16 protein-coding genes are annotated in these 16,702 nt (G+C 59.1%); 7 read left to right on the forward strand and 9 right to left on the reverse strand.

Going from position 1 to position 16,702, the window contains the following annotated elements:
• Positions 1-33 precede the first annotated feature (33 nt).
• The gene (locus J2X66_RS24290; protein ID WP_310269602.1) at positions 34-1,035 is read left to right on the forward strand and encodes a glutathione S-transferase family protein; all 1,002 of its coding nucleotides are present in this window, start codon (positions 34-36) and stop codon (positions 1,033-1,035) included.
• Between the two features lie 117 nt (positions 1,036-1,152).
• On the opposite strand, the gene cysG is transcribed toward J2X66_RS24290, so the two are convergent.
• The 6 genes from cysG to J2X66_RS24320 all read right to left on the reverse strand — a co-directional run bounded on the left by cysG (position 1,153) and on the right by J2X66_RS24320 (position 8,699).
• A complete protein-coding gene (cysG, locus tag J2X66_RS24295; RefSeq protein ID WP_310269605.1) occupies positions 1,153-2,547 on the reverse strand; it encodes a siroheme synthase CysG in 1,395 nt (464 codons plus the stop codon).
• On the reverse strand, positions 2,548-3,828 hold the full coding sequence (serS, locus tag J2X66_RS24300; protein WP_310269608.1) for a serine--tRNA ligase: 1,281 nt from the start codon (positions 3,826-3,828) through the stop codon (positions 2,548-2,550).
• Positions 3,829-3,844: 16 nt separating this feature from the next.
• Positions 3,845-4,219 (reverse strand): fluoride efflux transporter CrcB, encoded by a 375-nt coding sequence (crcB, locus tag J2X66_RS24305; RefSeq protein ID WP_027925134.1) that lies wholly within the window; start codon positions 4,217-4,219, stop codon positions 3,845-3,847.
• Complete coding sequence (locus tag J2X66_RS24310; RefSeq protein ID WP_027925133.1) at positions 4,219-5,541, reverse strand: replication-associated recombination protein A; 1,323 nt, start codon at positions 5,539-5,541, stop codon at positions 4,219-4,221. Before J2X66_RS24310 ends, crcB begins: the two co-directional genes overlap by 1 nt.
• 60 nt (positions 5,542-5,601) lie before the next feature.
• On the reverse strand, positions 5,602-6,225 hold the full coding sequence (gene lolA, locus J2X66_RS24315) for an outer membrane lipoprotein chaperone LolA (RefSeq protein WP_027925132.1): 624 nt from the start codon (positions 6,223-6,225) through the stop codon (positions 5,602-5,604).
• Positions 6,226-6,293: 68 nt separating this feature from the next.
• A complete protein-coding gene (locus J2X66_RS24320) occupies positions 6,294-8,699 on the reverse strand; it encodes a DNA translocase FtsK (RefSeq protein WP_027925131.1) in 2,406 nt (801 codons plus the stop codon).
• A gap of 308 nt (positions 8,700-9,007) precedes the next feature.
• On the opposite strand from J2X66_RS24320, the gene trxB reads away from it, so the two are divergent.
• The 4 genes from trxB to infA all read left to right on the forward strand — a co-directional run bounded on the left by trxB (position 9,008) and on the right by infA (position 11,796).
• Positions 9,008-9,967, forward strand: a complete 960-nt coding sequence (gene trxB, locus J2X66_RS24325; RefSeq protein WP_310269616.1) for a thioredoxin-disulfide reductase — start codon at positions 9,008-9,010, stop codon at positions 9,965-9,967.
• 64 nt (positions 9,968-10,031) lie between these two features.
• Complete coding sequence (aat, locus tag J2X66_RS24330; protein WP_310269619.1) at positions 10,032-10,712, forward strand: leucyl/phenylalanyl-tRNA--protein transferase; 681 nt, start codon at positions 10,032-10,034, stop codon at positions 10,710-10,712.
• 57 nt (positions 10,713-10,769) lie between these two features.
• Positions 10,770-11,477 carry an arginyltransferase gene (locus J2X66_RS24335; RefSeq protein ID WP_123432247.1) on the forward strand — a complete coding sequence of 236 codons (708 nt, stop codon included), beginning with the start codon at positions 10,770-10,772 and terminating at the stop codon, positions 11,475-11,477.
• Positions 11,478-11,577: 100 nt separating this feature from the next.
• Complete coding sequence (infA, locus tag J2X66_RS24340) at positions 11,578-11,796, forward strand: translation initiation factor IF-1 (RefSeq protein WP_002553999.1); 219 nt, start codon at positions 11,578-11,580, stop codon at positions 11,794-11,796.
• A 137-nt stretch (positions 11,797-11,933) separates the two neighbouring features.
• Here the strand turns inward: infA and clpA are convergent, their stop codons facing one another.
• Entirely contained in the window at positions 11,934-14,204 is a 2,271-nt protein-coding gene (gene clpA, locus J2X66_RS24345; protein ID WP_027925125.1) for an ATP-dependent Clp protease ATP-binding subunit ClpA, read from the reverse strand.
• Between the two features lie 30 nt (positions 14,205-14,234).
• A complete protein-coding gene (gene clpS / locus J2X66_RS24350) occupies positions 14,235-14,597 on the reverse strand; it encodes an ATP-dependent Clp protease adapter ClpS (protein ID WP_027925124.1) in 363 nt (120 codons plus the stop codon).
• Between the two features lie 225 nt (positions 14,598-14,822).
• On the opposite strand from clpS, the gene J2X66_RS24355 reads away from it, so the two are divergent.
• Entirely contained in the window at positions 14,823-15,113 is a 291-nt protein-coding gene (locus tag J2X66_RS24355; RefSeq protein ID WP_310269625.1) for a cold shock domain-containing protein, read from the forward strand.
• A gap of 84 nt (positions 15,114-15,197) precedes the next feature.
• On the opposite strand, the gene icd is transcribed toward J2X66_RS24355, so the two are convergent.
• Complete coding sequence (gene icd / locus J2X66_RS24360) at positions 15,198-16,454, reverse strand: NADP-dependent isocitrate dehydrogenase (protein ID WP_027925122.1); 1,257 nt, start codon at positions 16,452-16,454, stop codon at positions 15,198-15,200.
• On the opposite strand from icd, the gene J2X66_RS24365 reads away from it, so the two are divergent.
• Positions 16,453-16,680, forward strand: coding sequence for a hypothetical protein (locus J2X66_RS24365; RefSeq protein WP_310269629.1), 228 nt, complete (start codon positions 16,453-16,455; stop codon positions 16,678-16,680). The two genes, icd and J2X66_RS24365, sit on opposite strands and share 2 nt — an antisense overlap.
• Positions 16,681-16,702: the final 22 nt, after the last annotated feature.

Consider the following 16,702-nt stretch of genomic DNA (forward strand, 5'->3'; position numbering starts at 1 on the left):
TCCAACGCTTTATCGGTTTGAGGAGTCTTGATCATGGGTTTATTAGTCGAAGGCCGCTGGCAGGACCAGTGGTACGAAAGCGGCAAGGACGGCACGTTCAAGCGCGAACAGGCGCAACGCCGCAACTGGGTCACCACCAACGGTAAGCCGGGCCTGACTGGTGTCGGTGGCTTTGCCGCCGAAGCCGGCCGCTATCACCTCTACGTGTCCCTCGCCTGTCCGTGGGCGCACCGCACGCTGATCCTGCGCAAACTCAAAGGCCTCGAAAACCTGATCGACGTGTCGGTGGTCAGTTGGCTGATGCTGGAAAACGGCTGGACCTTCGACCAGAGCCTGGGCTCCACCGGCGACAAACTCGATCACCTCGACTTCATGCACCAGCGCTACACCGCCGACACCGCCAACTACACCGGCCGCGTCACGGTGCCGGTGCTGTGGGACAAACAGCAGAACCGCATCGTCAACAATGAATCGGCGGAGATCATCCGCATGTTCAACAGCGCATTCGATGACCTGACCGGCAATGACCTGGATTTCTACCCTGAGCCACTTCGCGGCGAAATCGATGCGTTGAACGAGCGGATCTATCCGGCAGTGAACAACGGCGTGTACCGCGCCGGGTTTGCGACCTCGCAGCATGCTTATGAAGAAGCGTTTGATGGCTTGTTTGAAGAACTGGATCGACTGGAGCAGTTGTTAAGCGCCAATCGTTACCTGACCGGCGAATACCTGACCGAAGCGGATATTCGGCTGTTCACCACGCTGATTCGTTTTGACGCGGTGTACCACGGGCACTTCAAGTGCAACCTGCGGCGGATTGCCGATTATCCGAATTTGTCGAACTGGTTGCGTGAGATTTACCAGTGGCCGGGGATTGCCGAAACGGTGAGTTTTGAGCACATCAAGAATCATTACTACGGCAGCCACAAGACCATCAACCCGACCGGGATTGTGCCGAAAGGGCCCGCGCAGGACTTTACCGTGGCACATGATCGGGCGCGGTTGAGCGGGAAAGGGGTTTGGCGCAAAGCCTGAGGTTTTGTGGCGAATTTGAAGGACCCATCGCGATCAGGCTCACTCCTACAGGGGATTTGTGAATGACACAGATCCCCTGTAGGAGTGAGCCTGATCGCGATGGCAGCGACTCGCTCTCTAGACCTGCGCCTGAGCACCCTCGAACCACGCCAACTTCTCGCGCAGCTGCACCACTTCCCCCACAATCACCAACGTCGGCGCATGCACTTCATGCTCAGCCACCAGCCGTGGCAGATCCGCCAACGTACCGGTAAATACCCGCTGATTGACCGTGGTGCCCTGCTGAATCAACGCCGCTGGGGTGTCCGCCCCGCGACCGTGCTTGATCAACTGCTCGCAGATAACCGGCAAGCCCACCAGGCCCATGTAGAACACCAACGTCTGCGCCGGCGCGACGAGGTCGGCCCACGGCAGATCGGTGGAGCCGTCCTTCAAATGCCCGGTGACAAACCGTACCGACTGCGCGTAATCACGATGGGTCAGCGGAATCCCGGCATACGCCGCGCAACCGCTGGCTGCCGTGATACCCGGCACCACCTGGAAAGGGATGCCATGGGCCGCCAGTTCTTCGATCTCTTCACCGCCGCGACCGAAAATGAACGGATCACCGCCCTTCAACCGCACCACCCGCTTGCCAGCCTTGGCCAGATCGACCAGTTGCTGGTTGATCTGATCCTGCGGTACGGCGTGATCGGCGCGGCGCTTGCCGACGTAAACACGTTCGGCATCACGACGGCACAATTCAAGAATCGCCGGGGCTACCAGGCGGTCGTACAGCACCACGTCAGCTTGCTGCATCAGGCGCAAGGCACGGAACGTCAGCAGGTCGGGATCACCCGGCCCCGCCCCGACCAAATACACCTCGCCGGTCGTGACATCCGCTTCGCCGTCGATTTTCGCCTGCAACAGACGCTCGGCTTCGGCGCCCTGCCCGGCCAGTTGCCGGTCAGCGATCGGGCCTTGAAATACGTCTTCCCAGAACCCGCGACGCTGCTGCACATCCGGAAACAGGTCTTTGACCTGATGGCGAAAACGCGCCGCCAAACCGGCCAGTTGGCCGTAGGTGGAAGGAATCCAGGTTTCAATCTTGGCGCGAATCAACCGCGCCAGCACCGGCGCATCGCCGCCGCTGGACACCGCGATAATCAGGGGGGAACGATCGACAATCGCCGGAAAGATCACGCTGCACAGGGCCGGCGCGTCCACGACGTTGACCGGAACACAGCGCCGATGGGCATCGGCGGAGACTTGCGCGTTCAGCGGCTCGTCGTCGGTGGCGGCAATGATCAGCCCGCAACCGTCCAGATCCGACTCGACATAACCGCGTAACAGGCACTCGCCACCGCTGCCGGCCACCAGTTCGCGCAGTTGCGGTTCGATTTCAGGTGCAACCACCCGCAGCAGCGCACCGGCATCGGCCAGCAGGCGGGATTTGCGCAAGGCAATCTCCCCCCCACCGACAACCAACACACGACTGCCGCGCAGGTTGTGAAACAGCGGCAGATAGTTCATTTAGCCGATGACCTCAAGGCCACCCATGTACGGCTTCAGCACGTCAGGCACACGGATCGAACCGTCGGCCTGCTGATAGTTCTCCAGCACCGCCACCAGGGTACGACCGACCGCCAGGCCGGAACCGTTCAGGGTGTGAACCAGTTCAGGCTTGCCCGTTTCCGGGTTGCGGAAACGCGCTTGCATGCGACGGGCCTGGAAATCGCCGCAGTTGGAGCACGACGAAATCTCGCGGTACTTGTCCTGGCTCGGGATCCACACTTCCAGGTCGTACGTCTTGACCGCGCTGAAGCCCATGTCGCCGGTGCACAGCGCCAGGGTGCGGTAAGGCAGTTCCAGCAGTTGCAGGACTTTCTCGGCGTTGGCGGTCAGGCCTTCCAGCGCTTCCATCGAGGTCGACGGTTCAACGATCTGGACCATTTCAACTTTGTCGAACTGGTGCTGACGGATCATGCCGCGGGTGTCACGACCCGACGCACCCGCTTCGCTGCGAAAGCATGGGGTGTGGGCCACGAACTTGATCGGCAGTAGCTTGGAATCAACGATTTCGCCGGCGACGATGTTGGTCAGCGACACTTCGGCAGTCGGGATCAGGTACAGATCGGCTTCGCCTTCGCGCGCGATCTTGAACAGGTCTTCTTCGAACTTCGGCAGTTGACCGGTGCCTTGCAGCGCCGGCGCCTGGACCAGATAAGGCGTGTAAGCCTCTTCGTAGCCATGCTCGGTGACGTGCAGATTGATCATGAATTGCGCCAGCGCACGGTGCAGGCGGGCAATCGGGCCGCGCAACAGGGCGAAACGCGCTCCGGACAGCTTGGCGGCGGTTTCGAAGTCCAGCCAGCCGAATTTCTCGCCCAGGGCCACGTGGTCCTGAACCGGAAAATCGAACGCGGTCGGGGTGCCCCAGCGACGGACTTCGACGTTGCCGTCTTCGTCTTCACCAATCGGTACCGATTCGTGCGGCAGGTTCGGGATGCCCAGCAGGATCGAATCCAGATCGGTCTGGATCGCGTCCAGTTCGACTTTACCGGCGCTCAATTCGTTGGCCATGCGCTCGACGTCAGCCATCAGTGGCGCGATGTCTTCGCCGCGCTGCTTGGCCTGACCGATGGATTTGGAACGGGCATTACGCTCAGCCTGCAGTGCTTCGGTGCGGGTCTGGACGGTCTTGCGCTGTTCTTCCAGCGCTTCGATGCGCGCAACATCCAGCGTGTAGCCACGGGATGCCAGGCGGTCCGCTACGTCCTGAAGGTTGCTACGTAACAGTTTGGAATCGAGCATGTCGGTTTCTCGTTTATCAAAGTTTGGTCAAGGACAGGCCGGCCCAGGTGGCAAGCAGCCCGCCGAATACGCTGAGCGTCGCGTAGCCCAGGGCCAGCGGCACTTGCCCGCTTTCCAGCAGGCGCACCGTATCCAGTGAAAAGGATGAAAAAGTCGTCAGCCCTCCGAGGAAGCCGACGATCAACCCGGCACGCACCTCAAGCGGCACCTCCGGACGAATCAAAAACAGACCGTATAGAGCGCCGATCAGCAAACAGCCCACGATATTAACGGCCAGCGTCGCGGTATAGAAGTGCCGCGGCCAATTAGCGTTGATCCAGTTTCCGGTAGCAAAACGTAACAGCGTGCCGGCGACACCGCCGATGGACACCGCGATGACCAATGGAATCACTATTTTCTCCGCTGCCGAGGGCTTAGACGGTCAAGTTGGGCGAGGTGATTGAGCTTTTCGCCGATCTTCAATTCCAGGCCTCGCGGCACAGGCTGGTAGAACGGCTGCGGTTCGAGTTCTTCCGGGAAATAGTCTTCGCCCGCGGCGTAGGCATCCGGCTCGTCGTGGGCGTAACGGTATTCGTCGCCGTAACCGAGTTGCTTCATCAATTTGGTCGGGGCATTGCGCAGGTGCAGCGGCACTTCCAGCGAACCGTGCTCGGTGGCGCTGCGCATCGCGGCCTTGAAGCCCATGTATACCGCGTTGCTTTTCGGCGCGCAGGCCAGATACGTGATGGCCTGGGCCACCGCCAATTCACCTTCGGGGCTGCCGAGGCGCTCCTGCACTTCCCACGCAGCCAGGCACAGGCTCAGGGCGCGCGGGTCGGCATTGCCGATGTCTTCGCTGGCCATGCGCACCACGCGCCGGGCCAGGTACAGCGGATCGCAACCGCCGTCGATCATCCGCGCGAACCAGTACAACGCGCCGTCCGGGTTGGAACCGCGCACCGATTTATGCAGCGCGGAAATCTGGTCGTAGAACGCTTCGCCGCCCTTGTCGAAACGCCGACGGGTATCGCCGAGCAGACTTTGCAGGAGATCGACGCCGATCTCGCTGTTGTCTTCGGCCAGGTCCGAGGCGTTTTCGAGCAGATTGAGCAGCCGCCGGCCATCGCCATCGGCGGCGGACAACAGCATCTGGAAGCCTTCATCGCTGAGTGTCAGCTGGCGCTTGCCCAAACCTCGCTCCTCGGTCAGCGCGCGATGCACCAATTTGCGCAGGGCCGCTTCGTCGAGGCTCTTGAGCACATAGACGCGGGCCCGCGAGAGCAAGGCGTTGTTGAGTTCGAACGAAGGGTTTTCGGTGGTCGCGCCGATGAAAATCAGCGTGCCGTCTTCAACGTACGGCAGGAACGCATCCTGCTGGGATTTGTTGAAGCGGTGAACTTCGTCGACAAACAGGATCGTACGTTTGCCATACTGCCCGGCCTGTTGCTTGGCGATTTCCACCGCCTGACGGATTTCCTTCACGCCGGCCAGCACCGCCGAAACCGTTTCGAAGTGCGCATCCGAGACTTCCGCCAGCAACCGCGCCAGGGTGGTTTTGCCCACGCCCGGCGGGCCCCAGAAAATCATCGAATGCAGGGCGCCCTGCTCCAGCGCTTCACGCAAAGGCTTGCCGCGAGCGAGCAGGTGTTCCTGACCGACGTACTCGTCCAGATTGGCCGCACGCAGGCGGGCGGCCAAGGGCTGAGCAATCGGGGCGCTGCGAAACAGGTCCATCACGACTTGCGAAACCTCACTACTTGAACACTGCAGGCTCACTCCTACAGGTATTGCGGTTTATTCCTGGATCACGTCCGCCCCTTTAGGGATGTCGAACTTGAACTTGGACGCCGGGATCGGCTCGTTGGCCTTCACACCGGTGAACAGGATATTGGTGCGCTGACCGACGCTGTCGATCAGTTGCATGTCGTTGACCAGACCGTTACGGAACGACAGACGCAGGCTGTCGAACAGGGTGTCCTTGGTTTTCGGCTTCAGGGTGAAGTCGATCACGCCGCCGGCTTCCTTGGCGCTGATGTCAAAGCTCTGGCTGATCTTGGACACATCACCAGACAGCAGCAGCGCCGGGGTCTGGGTCAGACGCATGTCGAGGGTCTTGATAGTGACCTGCTCCAGATCCGGGTCCCACAGGGTGACCTTCTTGCCGTCGGACACCATGGTTTGTTCAGCCGGCGCATTGGTGTGCCAGTAGAACAGGCCCGGGCGCTGCAACGACATATCACCAGCGGTTTCCTGCAACTGGGTGCCGCTGCCATCAAGCGTCAGCTGGGAGAAACGTGCGGTCAATGTCTGGGATTTTTCCAGCAATTGGGTCAGGCGCGCCACGTCCTTGTCATCGGCGTGGGCCGAGAGCGTGGTCAAAGCCAGTACCGGCAGCAACAACATGCGGATAAGACGCATGGGAGTCCTCTTGATATTCGTGGGGGGGGCGAGTGGCGCGTCACTGCGCCACCCTGCTTCAAAGCAAATCAGTCGCGTACCGGGCCAGGCGCCAGGACTTCACGCGAACCGTTGGTGTTCATGGACGTCACGACCCCGGCCATTTCCATGGCTTCGATCATGCGTGCGGCGCGGTTGTAGCCGATTTTCAGTTTGCGCTGAACAGCCGAGATGGACGCGCGACGGCTTTCCAGGACGAACTGTACCGCTTCGTCGTAGAGCGCATCGGTTTCAGCATCATCGTCGCCACCACCGCCGCCATTCTCAAAACCGCTGCCGGCTTCTTCGACACCGGCGAGGATTTCGTCGTTGTATTCCGGTGCGCCGCGCAGTTTCCAGGCTTCGACCACGCGGTGAACCTCGTCATCGGACACGAACGCGCCATGCACACGAATCGGCAAACTGGTACCCGGCGGCATGTAGAGCATGTCACCGTGACCCAGCAATTGCTCGGCGCCGCCCTGATCGATGATGGTCCGGGAGTCGATCTTGCTCGACACCTGGAACGCCATACGCGTCGGAATGTTCGCCTTGATCAGACCGGTGATCACGTCCACCGACGGACGCTGGGTCGCCAGGATCAAGTGAATACCGGCAGCACGGGCCTTCTGCGCGATACGGGCAATCAGTTCTTCAACCTTCTTGCCGACGATCATCATCATGTCGGCAAATTCGTCGACGACCACGACGATGGTCGGCAGCTTGGTCAGCAGCGGCGCTTCGTCGTGAATGCTTTCGCGCTTGTACAGTGGATCGGTCAGCGGCGTGCCGGCGTCCTGGGCTTCCTTGACCTTGGCGTTGAAGCCGGACAGGTTACGTACGCCCATCTTCGCCATCAGTTTGTAGCGACGCTCCATCTCCGCCACGCTCCAGCGCAGGGCGTTGGCCGCGTCCTTCATGTCGGTCACGACCGGGCACAGCAAGTGCGGAATGCCCTCGTAGATCGACAGCTCGAGCATTTTCGGGTCGATCATGATCAGCTTGGCGTCTTCCGGGCCGGACTTGAACAGGATCGACAGGATCATCGCGTTCACGCCCACCGACTTACCGGACCCGGTCGTACCGGCCACCAGCAAGTGCGGCATTTTCGCCAGGTCAGTGATGACCGGCTTGCCGCCAATGTCATGACCGAGGGCCAGGGTGACCGGCGATTTGAAGTTGTCGTACTCGGGAGTCGACAGCACTTCGGAGAAACGCACGATCTGGCGGTCTTCGTTGGGGATCTCGATACCGACGGTAGTCTTGCCGGGAATCACTTCAACCACACGCACACTGGTCACGGCCAGGGAACGCGCCAGGTCTTTCGCCAGGTTGGCGATGCGGCTGACTTTCACGCCTGCCGCCGGTTGAATTTCGTAACGGGTAATCACCGGGCCCGGGTGGATCGAATCCACCGAGACTTCGACGCCGAATTCCTTGAGCTTGATTTCCAGCAAATGGCCAACCGCAGCCAGGGATTCGGGCGAGTAATTGAGTTGTTTCTTTTCCGCAGGGTCGAGGATCGAGATCGGCGGCAAGGTGCCTTCCACGGCGCTGTCGACGAACAGCGGCGCCTGTTTCTCTTTCTCCACACGCTTGCTCGGTGCAGCGGGTTTCGGCGGCGCTGGCGCAATGACCGGCGGTACCTGCTTCTCGCGTTCCGACATGTGCTTGCTCAGGGCCTGTTCGCGTTCGATCAGGCGTTCCTTTACCTTGGCCTGCTCGCGCTTGTCGGTGACGGTCGGTGCAACCACGTCATGCACGCGATCGTCGACTTCACGCAGTTGCGCCACCAGTTGCTTGCGCTCGGTGCGGGCTGCCCACCAGCGATTGGCCGCGCCCTGGAACAGTTCGAACAGGTCAAGGGTGATCTTGCCGGTGACGTCCATCACCTTGAACCACGACAGGTCGGTGAACACCGTCAGGCCGAACAGGAACAGCGCGATGAACAGCAGCGTGCTGCCCTGGATGTTCAATGCATTCTTGGCCAGGTCACCAAGGCTTTCGCCCAGCGCGCCGCCAGCACCCGCCGGCAGGCCTGTGGCGGCATGGAAATGGATGTGCGCCAGGGCGGCGCCAGACAGCACCAGAAACACCAGGCCGATCAGGCGCCAGGAGAACAGCCAGCCGCTCCACTGCCACGGCTCGTGGCGCTGACGGAAGATCTGATAGACCTTGACCGCGAGCAGCAACGGGAAGATGTAGGCGAAATAACCCAGCACCATGAACAGGATGTCGGCGCTGTAGGAACCGGCGGGGCCGCCGAAATTCTGCACGTCATCAATCTTGCTGTTGTGACTCCAGCCCGGATCGTCCTTGCCGTAAGTCAGCAAGGCCATCATCAGGAACAGGCACAAGGCGCCAATGGCGATCAATGCACCTTCCTTGAGCCGGTAGTGCAAATGCTGGCGCCAGAGCGGAACGACTGTTTTGGGTGCTGCGGTGGATTTCTTCAAAACGCTTCTTTTCCTGCGCCCGAGGCGCGTCCATCTGTTGAATGACTATAAAAAACTGCCCAATCCAGGCAGGTAAAAAAGTGAACAGGCGCAACCGGGACTACTTTTAACACTGCACCCCGTCTTTTATAAACACGGTGAGCACTGCTTATTTTGTTACAACCCCCTTTGCACGCAGGCATTGTACGGGTTTGTTCGCCCGATAACATGCGTGAGGCACTGGGTACAGCATAGCCAAAAAGTGCCGGTATATGCGGCCAATTTGAGCATGCATTCTCTTTCGTGACAAAGGCTTATGAGGTGTTTTTATGAGCGAAGCGAAGCATTCACGCCTGATCATTCTGGGTTCCGGCCCTGCCGGTTACAGCGCAGCCGTTTATGCCGCCCGCGCCAACCTCAAGCCCGTTGTCATTACCGGCATACAGGCAGGTGGCCAGCTCACCACCACTGTCGAAGTCGACAACTGGCCCGGCGACGTCGAAGGGCTCACCGGCCCGGCGCTGATGGAGCGCATGCAAAAACACGCCGAACGCTTTGACACAGAGATCGTTTACGACCACATCCACACCGCCAAGTTGCAACAGCGCCCGTTTGAACTGATTGGCGACGGCGGCACCTACACCTGCGACGCCCTGATCATCGCCACCGGCGCTTCGGCGCAATACCTGGGCCTGCCCTCGGAAGAGACGTTCGCCGGCCGAGGGGTTTCCGCCTGCGCGACCTGCGACGGCTTTTTCTACCGCAATCAGGTGGTGGCGGTGATCGGTGGCGGCAATACCGCCGTTGAAGAGGCCCTGTATCTGTCGAACATCGCCAAGGAAGTCCATCTGATTCACCGTCGCGATAAGCTGCGCTCGGAGAAAATCCTCCAGGACAAACTGTTCGAGAAAGCCGCCAACGGCAATATTCGCCTGCACTGGAATCAGCATCTGGATGAAGTGCTGGGCGATGCCAGCGGCGTGACCGGCGCCCGCCTGCGCGACAGCCTGACCGGCAAGACCCGTGAATTGGCGCTGGCCGGCGTCTTCATCGCCATCGGCCACAAACCCAATACCGATCTGTTTATAGATCAACTGCCGATGCGCGACGGTTATCTGAGGGTCAAAAGCGGCAACGAAGGCGACGCCACCGCCACCACAATCCCCGGCGTGTTTGCCGCTGGCGATGTCGCCGATCACGTTTACCGCCAGGCCGTCACGTCCGCCGGGGCCGGTTGCATGGCCGCACTGGACGCCGAAAAATACCTCGACGACATTCCCACCGTTTAACGGCACACTTTACGGCGGGCCTACCAGCCCGTCACCGCCCTCCCCTTCTGCAAGCCCGGATGCCATGCTGACTTGGTTACAACGCAATACCCTGACCTTCCCCCCGCTGGAAAAAGCCATGCGCGACCCCAACGGGCTCTTGGCTGCCGGGGGCGATCTGTCTGCCGATCGTCTGATTCAGGCCTATCGCCACGGCTGCTTTCCATGGTTTTCCGAAGGCCAGCCGATTCTCTGGTGGTCGCCGGATCCGCGCACCGTATTGTTTCCCGACGAACTGCATGTTTCCCGCAGCCTGGGCAAATTGCTGCGCCAACAGCGCTATCAAGTGACCTTCGATCAGGATTTCGCCGCCGTCATCCGTGCCTGCGCCGCGCCGCGTGATTACGCCGACGGCACCTGGATCACCCAGGCCATGCAGGACGCTTACATTGAACTGCACCGGCGCGGCCATGCGCATTCAGTGGAAGTCTGGGATCAGGACGAGTTGGTTGGCGGGCTGTACGGCCTGGCGATGGGGCAGTTGTTCTTCGGCGAGTCCATGTTCAGCCGCGCCGACAACGCCTCCAAATTTGGCTTTGCCACATTGGTGCGACATCTGAAAGACTCGGGTTTTGTGCTGATCGACTGCCAGATGCCGACCGATCATCTGCACAGCCTTGGCGCACGAGCGATCCCACGCCGCGAATTTGCCGGCTATCTGGCGCAGCATCTGGATCAACCCAACCGCGCCACATGGGTTTGCTGAGCGACTTTCGCGCGGGTGGCTTACACTTAATTCAAAGCTTTTTCCCGAGGGTTGATCATGACCGAGTTGGCGCGTTTGAAGTTCTATGCCACTCAGCCCCACTCTTGCAGCTATCTGCCAGATGAACAGGCGACAACCCTGTTTCTCGACCCTAGCCAGCCCATGGATGTGCATGTCTATGCAGATTTGTCTGAAATGGGTTTTCGGCGCAGCGGCGACCACCTCTACCGGCCTCATTGCCAGAACTGCAACGCGTGCGTCCCGGCGCGCATCCCTGTGGCGCAATTCACCCCCAATCGCCAACAGAAGCGCATTTTCAAACGCAATGCCGACCTGCAGGTTCGCCCCGCCAGGGCGCAGTTCAGCGAAGAATATTTCGACCTCTACCAGCGCTACATCGAACAGCGCCACGCTGATGGCGACATGTATCCGCCGAGTCGTGATCAATTCTCCACGTTCCTCGTGAGGGATCTGCCGTTCTCGCGCTTTTACGAATTTCGTCTCGAAGGGCGACTGCTGGCGGTGGCCGTCACCGACTTGTTGCCGAACGGTCTGTCGGCGGTTTACACCTTTTACGAACCGTCCGAAGAACGTCGCAGCCTGGGGCGTTTTGCGATCCTGTGGCAGATCGGCGAGACCCGGCGCCTTGGACTGGAGGCCGTCTACCTCGGCTACTGGATCAAAAACTGCAAAAAGATGAGCTACAAGACCCAATATCGGCCGATCGAACTGCTGATTAATCAACGTTGGGTCATCCTGAACTAGAACCCCTTGGCTTAAACCCCATTTTTCGGGCACAATGCACGCCGCTTTTGCCTGGCGCAGTTGCACCGGGCCATTCATTGGACACCGAGGGCTTTACTGCATGTCGAAAGAAGACAGCTTCGAAATGGAAGGCACTGTCGTCGACACCCTGCCCAACACCATGTTTCGTGTGGAGTTGGAAAATGGGCACGTCGTAACCGCGCATATCTCCGGCAAGATGCGCAAGAACTACATTCGTATTCTTACCGGTGACAAAGTGCGCGTCGAGCTGACGCCCTATGACTTGAGCAAAGGGCGCATCACTTACCGCGCTCGCTAATCAAGTCAATACAAAACGCCCGGCTCTGCCGGGCGTTTTTGTTTGCCGATCGTTTCCACGCTCTGCGTGGGGACGATCAAAGTCAGCAGACAGCAAAAAGGCGCCTTTCGGCGCCTTTTGCTTTGTAGCGGTTAACGTCAGGCCATTTCAGCCGTGGTCTCGAACTCGAAGGTCAGCTCGCCGTCCTTCAGATCGATATGCACCACGCCACCATGGTCGGCCAGTTCGCCAAAGAGGATCTCTTCGGCCAGTGGACGCTTGATCTTGTCCTGGATCAAACGTGCCATTGGACGCGCCCCCATTGCCGTGTCGTAGCCACCCACCGCCAGCCAGCCGCGCGCTGCGTCCGTTACTTCCAGCTGCACGCGCTTGTCTTCCAGCTGCGCCTGAAGCTCGGTGAGGAACTTGTCCACCACGCTTTTGATGACCTCATGGCTGAGGCGACCAAACTGGATAATGGTGTCCAGACGGTTGCGGAACTCTGGCGTGAAGCTCTTCTTGATCACTTCCATCGCATCGGACGAGTGGTCCTGATGGGTGAAACCGATCGAAGCACGCGCCGCTGTTTCGGCACCGGCGTTGGTCGTCATGATGACGATCACGTTACGGAAATCCGCCTTGCGCCCGTTGTTATCGGTCAGCGTACCGTGGTCCATGACCTGCAGCAGCAGGTTAAAGACTTCCGGATGCGCCTTCTCGATCTCATCGAGCAACAGCACGCAGTGAGGCTGCTTGGTAATGGCTTCGGTCAGCAGACCGCCCTGATCGAACCCGACGTAGCCTGGAGGTGCACCGATCAGACGCGATACGGTGTGGCGCTCCATGTACTCGGACATGTCGAAGCGAACCAGTTCGATGCCCAACGCCTTGGCCAGTTGACGCGCCGCTTCGGTTTTACCAACACCGGTAGGCCCTGCGAACAGGAACGAACCGACAGGTTTGTCGGGCGACTTGAGGCCCGCACGGGACAGTTTGATCGCCGTCGACAACGAGTCGATGGCGGCATCCTGGCCAAATACGGTCAGTTTCAGGTCACGCTCAAGGTTACGCAGCAACTCTTTGTCGGAGCTGGTGACGTGCTTGGGCGGAATTCGGGCGATTTTCGCCACGATGTCCTCGACCTGAGGCACCTCGATGCGCTTCACACGCTTCTCGATTGGCTGCAGACGCTGATAGGCGCCCGCCTCGTCGATAACGTCGATCGCCTTGTCCGGCATGTGCCGGTCATTGATATAGCGCGAAGCCAGCTCAGCCGCCGCACGCAGCGCCTCATCACTGTATTCGATGTTGTGATGCGCTTCGAAACGCCCTTTCAGGCCGCGCAGGATGCCAATGGTGTCTTCCACCGAAGGCTCCGACACATCGACCTTCTGGAAGCGTCGCGCCAGGGCACGGTCCTTCTCGAAGATCCCGCGGAATTCCTGGAACGTGGTCGAACCGATGCAACGGATATCGCCCGAGGACAGCAGCGGCTTGAGCAGGTTCGAGGCATCCATGACGCCACCGGACGCAGCACCCGCACCGATGATGGTGTGGATTTCGTCGATGAACAGGATCGCCTGCGGACGTTTTTTCAGCTCATTGAGCAGCGCCTTGAAGCGCTTCTCGAAATCACCACGGTATTTGGTCCCGGCCAGCAAGGCGCCCAAGTCGAGGGAATACACCACGCTGTTGGCCAGCAAATCCGGCACCTGGTTGTCGACAATGCGTTTGGCCAGGCCTTCGGCAATCGCGGTTTTACCCACGCCCGCCTCGCCCACCAGCAGCGGATTGTTTTTACGACGGCGCGCCAGAATCTGCGCAACGCGTTCGACTTCCAGCTCACGGCCTACCAGTGGATCGATTCGACCCTGGCGCGCGAGTTCATTGAGGTTGCTGGCATAAGCATCCAGAGGATTGCCTGAAGATGAAGACTCACCGCCCTCGTCGTCCTGCATATCTTGCTCACCTTCAGAGTGATCGCCATGCCCAGGCACTTTGGAAATGCCATGGGCGATGTAGTTGACGACATCGATGCGCGCAACGCTCTGCTGTTTCAGCAGGAACACTGCCTGACTCTCTTGCTCACTGAAGATCGCGACCAGCACGTTGGCGCCAGTCACTTCGCGTTTGCCCGAGCTCTGTACGTGAAAAACAGCACGTTGCAGTACACGCTGGAAGCCCAGGGTTGGCTGGGTTTCACGATCCTCGTCATGGACGGGGATCAATGGCGTGGTGGAGTCGATGAACTCCTGCAGGTCATGCTTGAGTTTGTCGAGGTTTGCGCCGCACGCACGCAAAACAGTGGCGGCAGCCTCATTGTCCAATAGGGCCAGCAGGAGGTGTTCGACGGTCATGAATTCATGACGCTTCGAACGGGCCTCCTTGAAGGCTAGATTGAGGGTGACTTCGAGCTCGCGGTTTAACATAGCTTCACCTCATACCCAAGTGGTCGGCGATTAACCGTCCTTCTCGATTTCACAGAGTAGCGGATGCTGGCTTTCCCTGGCGTACTGGTTGACCTGCATGGCCTTTGTCTCGGCGATGTCGCGGGTAAACACTCCACATACTGCCCGCCCTTCTGTATGGACGGCCAGCATGACCTTGGTCGCCAGCTCCCGATTCAGGTTAAAAAACACCTCGAGCACTTCGACGACGAAATCCATCGGTGTGTAGTCATCGTTGAACAAAACCACCTTGTACATCGGCGGCGCCTGTAACGCAGGCTTTGCCTCCTGAACAGCAATACCCGCTGAATCGTCGTCGTGTGAATCAGGATGATCCTGATTGAATGTTAGTCGAATCTGGCTGATTGCATGCATGGAAAGAAAGGTTCGTCAGTTGTGCTAATACAGTGGTGGGGGCGCCCGGGGACGATTTCAACATCGACCGCCCGGTCACCTTGACTATCGGGAAAACGGTGTTACAACCAATAGAGCCCACAGTGGGTAAAAAAGGTCCGCGGAGTCAATCTTAATTCGAAGATTAGACTGCGGATGTACTGGATGATACTCCAGTGATGGAGTCTGTTGCAGAGGGATATGAGCATGGCAGTTGGCAAGGTGAAATGGTTCAACAACGCCAAGGGATTCGGTTTCATCAACACCGACGCCAGAGAAGGTCGTGACGAGGATGGCAAGGAAATCGATTTCTTTGCCCACTATTCAGCCATCGATATGGGCGGCTACAAGACCCTCAAGGCCGGACAGATCGTTTACTTCGATATCGTTCAGGGCCCCAAAGGGCTGCACGCCCACAAAATCAAGGACAAAGCGGCGGTTGACGCCGCCAGCGCCGCAGCAGCCGCTACCAGCACCCATGTTAATGTCGTGAGCTGATTCCCAGGATTCAAGGCATCCGACCATAAAAAACGCCCGACTCGATCACTCGAGCCGGGCGGTTTTATTGCAGCTGCTTTTCGCTTACATATGCGAGATCAGCGCATCACCAAAGCCGGAAGACGACACCAGCTTCGCGCCGTCCATCAGGCGTTCGAAGTCATAGGTCACGGTCTTGGCGGAAATCGCGCCGTTAGTGCCCTTGATGATCAGGTCGGCCGCTTCGGTCCAGCCCATGTGCCGCAGCATCATTTCAGCAGACAGAATCAGCGAGCCCGGGTTGACCTGGTCCTTGCCGGCGTACTTCGGCGCAGTACCGTGGGTCGCTTCGAACATGGCAATGGTGTCGGACAGGTTGGCACCCGGTGCGATACCGATACCGCCCACTTCCGCCGCCAGGGCGTCGGAGAGGTAGTCGCCGTTCAGGTTCAGGGTCGCGATCACATCGTATTCGGCCGGGCGCAGCAGGATCTGCTGGAGCATGGCGTCGGCGATGGCGTCCTTGACGATGACGTTCTTGCCGGTTTTCGGGTTCTTGAACTGCATCCACGGACCGCCGTCGAGCAGGGTCGCGCCGAACTCTTCAGCCGCCACTTCGTAGGCCCATTCCTTGAAGGCACCTTCGGTGAACTTCATGATGTTGCCTTTGTGCACGATGGTCAGCGAGTCGCGATCGTTGTCGACCACGTACTGCAGGGCCTTGCGTGCCAGACGCTTGGTGCCTTGCAGCGAAACCGGCTTGATGCCGATACCGCAGTTTTCGTCGAAACGGATCTTGGTGACACCCATTTCATCTTTAAGGAACTTGATGACTTTGGTCGCTTCCGGCGAACCGGCTTTCCACTCGATACCGGCGTAGATGTCTTCCGAGTTCTCACGGAAGATCGTCATGTCGACGTCGCCTGGCTTTTTCACCGGGCTAGGCACGCCTTCGAACCAGCGCACAGGGCGCAGGCACACATAAAGGTCGAGTTGCTGACGCAGGGCCACGTTCAGGGAACGAATGCCGCCACCGACCGGGGTGGTCAGAGGACCCTTGATGGAAACCACGTAATCTTTAACTGCGTCCAGGGTTTCCTGAGGTAGCCAGGTGTCCTGGTCGTAAACCTGAGTCGCTTTTTCCCCAGCGTAGACTTCCATCCAGGAAATTTTGCGCTCGCCGCCGTAAGCCTTCTTAACAGCAGCATCGACAACCTTGATCATGACCGGGCTGATATCAACGCCAATACCATCGCCTTCGATGAAGGGAATGATCGGGTTGTTAGGAACATTGAGAGAATGGTCCGCGTTGACGGTGATTTTGTCGCCGACTGCTGGAACCTGAATCTTCTTGTATCCCATGCTGAACTCCATTGTTTGGATTGAACATCTGGCTTCGTTCGAGCGTAACCCAGTTAAATCGGCGCGCAAACCCTATGTTCCAACCATCTGCCGCAAAGCTGCATTCCTCGCGGGCTACAAGCCTGAAAGCAAAGGGAAAAGCGCCAAAGTCGAGCACGACGAACGACTCTACGCCCCACTCGCCCCTGCGACCTTTAGACCAATGGACGATATTCCTTACTCATGAACCATCGGCAGATTGCCAGCTA

This window comes from Pseudomonas sp. 3296 (assembly GCF_031456615.1).
Lineage (GTDB): Bacteria > Pseudomonadota > Gammaproteobacteria > Pseudomonadales > Pseudomonadaceae > Aquipseudomonas > Aquipseudomonas mucoides.

Excerpts from the sequence above, each read along its gene's own strand:
- J2X66_RS24290 (WP_310269602.1), top strand. The coding sequence starts at position 34 with ATGGGTTTATTAGTCGAAGGCCGCTGGCAGGACCAGTGGTACGAAAGC.
- cysG (WP_310269605.1), bottom strand. The coding sequence starts at position 2,547 with ATGAACTATCTGCCGCTGTTTCACAACCTGCGCGGCAGTCGTGTGTTG.
- serS (WP_310269608.1), bottom strand. The coding sequence starts at position 3,828 with ATGCTCGATTCCAAACTGTTACGTAGCAACCTTCAGGACGTAGCGGAC.
- J2X66_RS24310 (WP_027925133.1), bottom strand. The coding sequence starts at position 5,541 with ATGGACCTGTTTCGCAGCGCCCCGATTGCTCAGCCCTTGGCCGCCCGC.
- lolA (WP_027925132.1), bottom strand. The coding sequence starts at position 6,225 with ATGCGTCTTATCCGCATGTTGTTGCTGCCGGTACTGGCTTTGACCACG.
- trxB (WP_310269616.1), top strand. The coding sequence starts at position 9,008 with ATGAGCGAAGCGAAGCATTCACGCCTGATCATTCTGGGTTCCGGCCCT.
- aat (WP_310269619.1), top strand. The coding sequence starts at position 10,032 with ATGCTGACTTGGTTACAACGCAATACCCTGACCTTCCCCCCGCTGGAA.
- J2X66_RS24335 (WP_123432247.1), top strand. The coding sequence starts at position 10,770 with ATGACCGAGTTGGCGCGTTTGAAGTTCTATGCCACTCAGCCCCACTCT.
- infA (WP_002553999.1), top strand. The coding sequence starts at position 11,578 with ATGTCGAAAGAAGACAGCTTCGAAATGGAAGGCACTGTCGTCGACACC.
- clpA (WP_027925125.1), bottom strand. The coding sequence starts at position 14,204 with ATGTTAAACCGCGAGCTCGAAGTCACCCTCAATCTAGCCTTCAAGGAG.
- clpS (WP_027925124.1), bottom strand. The coding sequence starts at position 14,597 with ATGCATGCAATCAGCCAGATTCGACTAACATTCAATCAGGATCATCCT.
- J2X66_RS24355 (WP_310269625.1), top strand. The coding sequence starts at position 14,823 with ATGGCAGTTGGCAAGGTGAAATGGTTCAACAACGCCAAGGGATTCGGT.
- J2X66_RS24365 (WP_310269629.1), top strand. The coding sequence starts at position 16,453 with ATGCTGAACTCCATTGTTTGGATTGAACATCTGGCTTCGTTCGAGCGT.
- icd (WP_027925122.1), bottom strand. The coding sequence starts at position 16,454 with ATGGGATACAAGAAGATTCAGGTTCCAGCAGTCGGCGACAAAATCACC.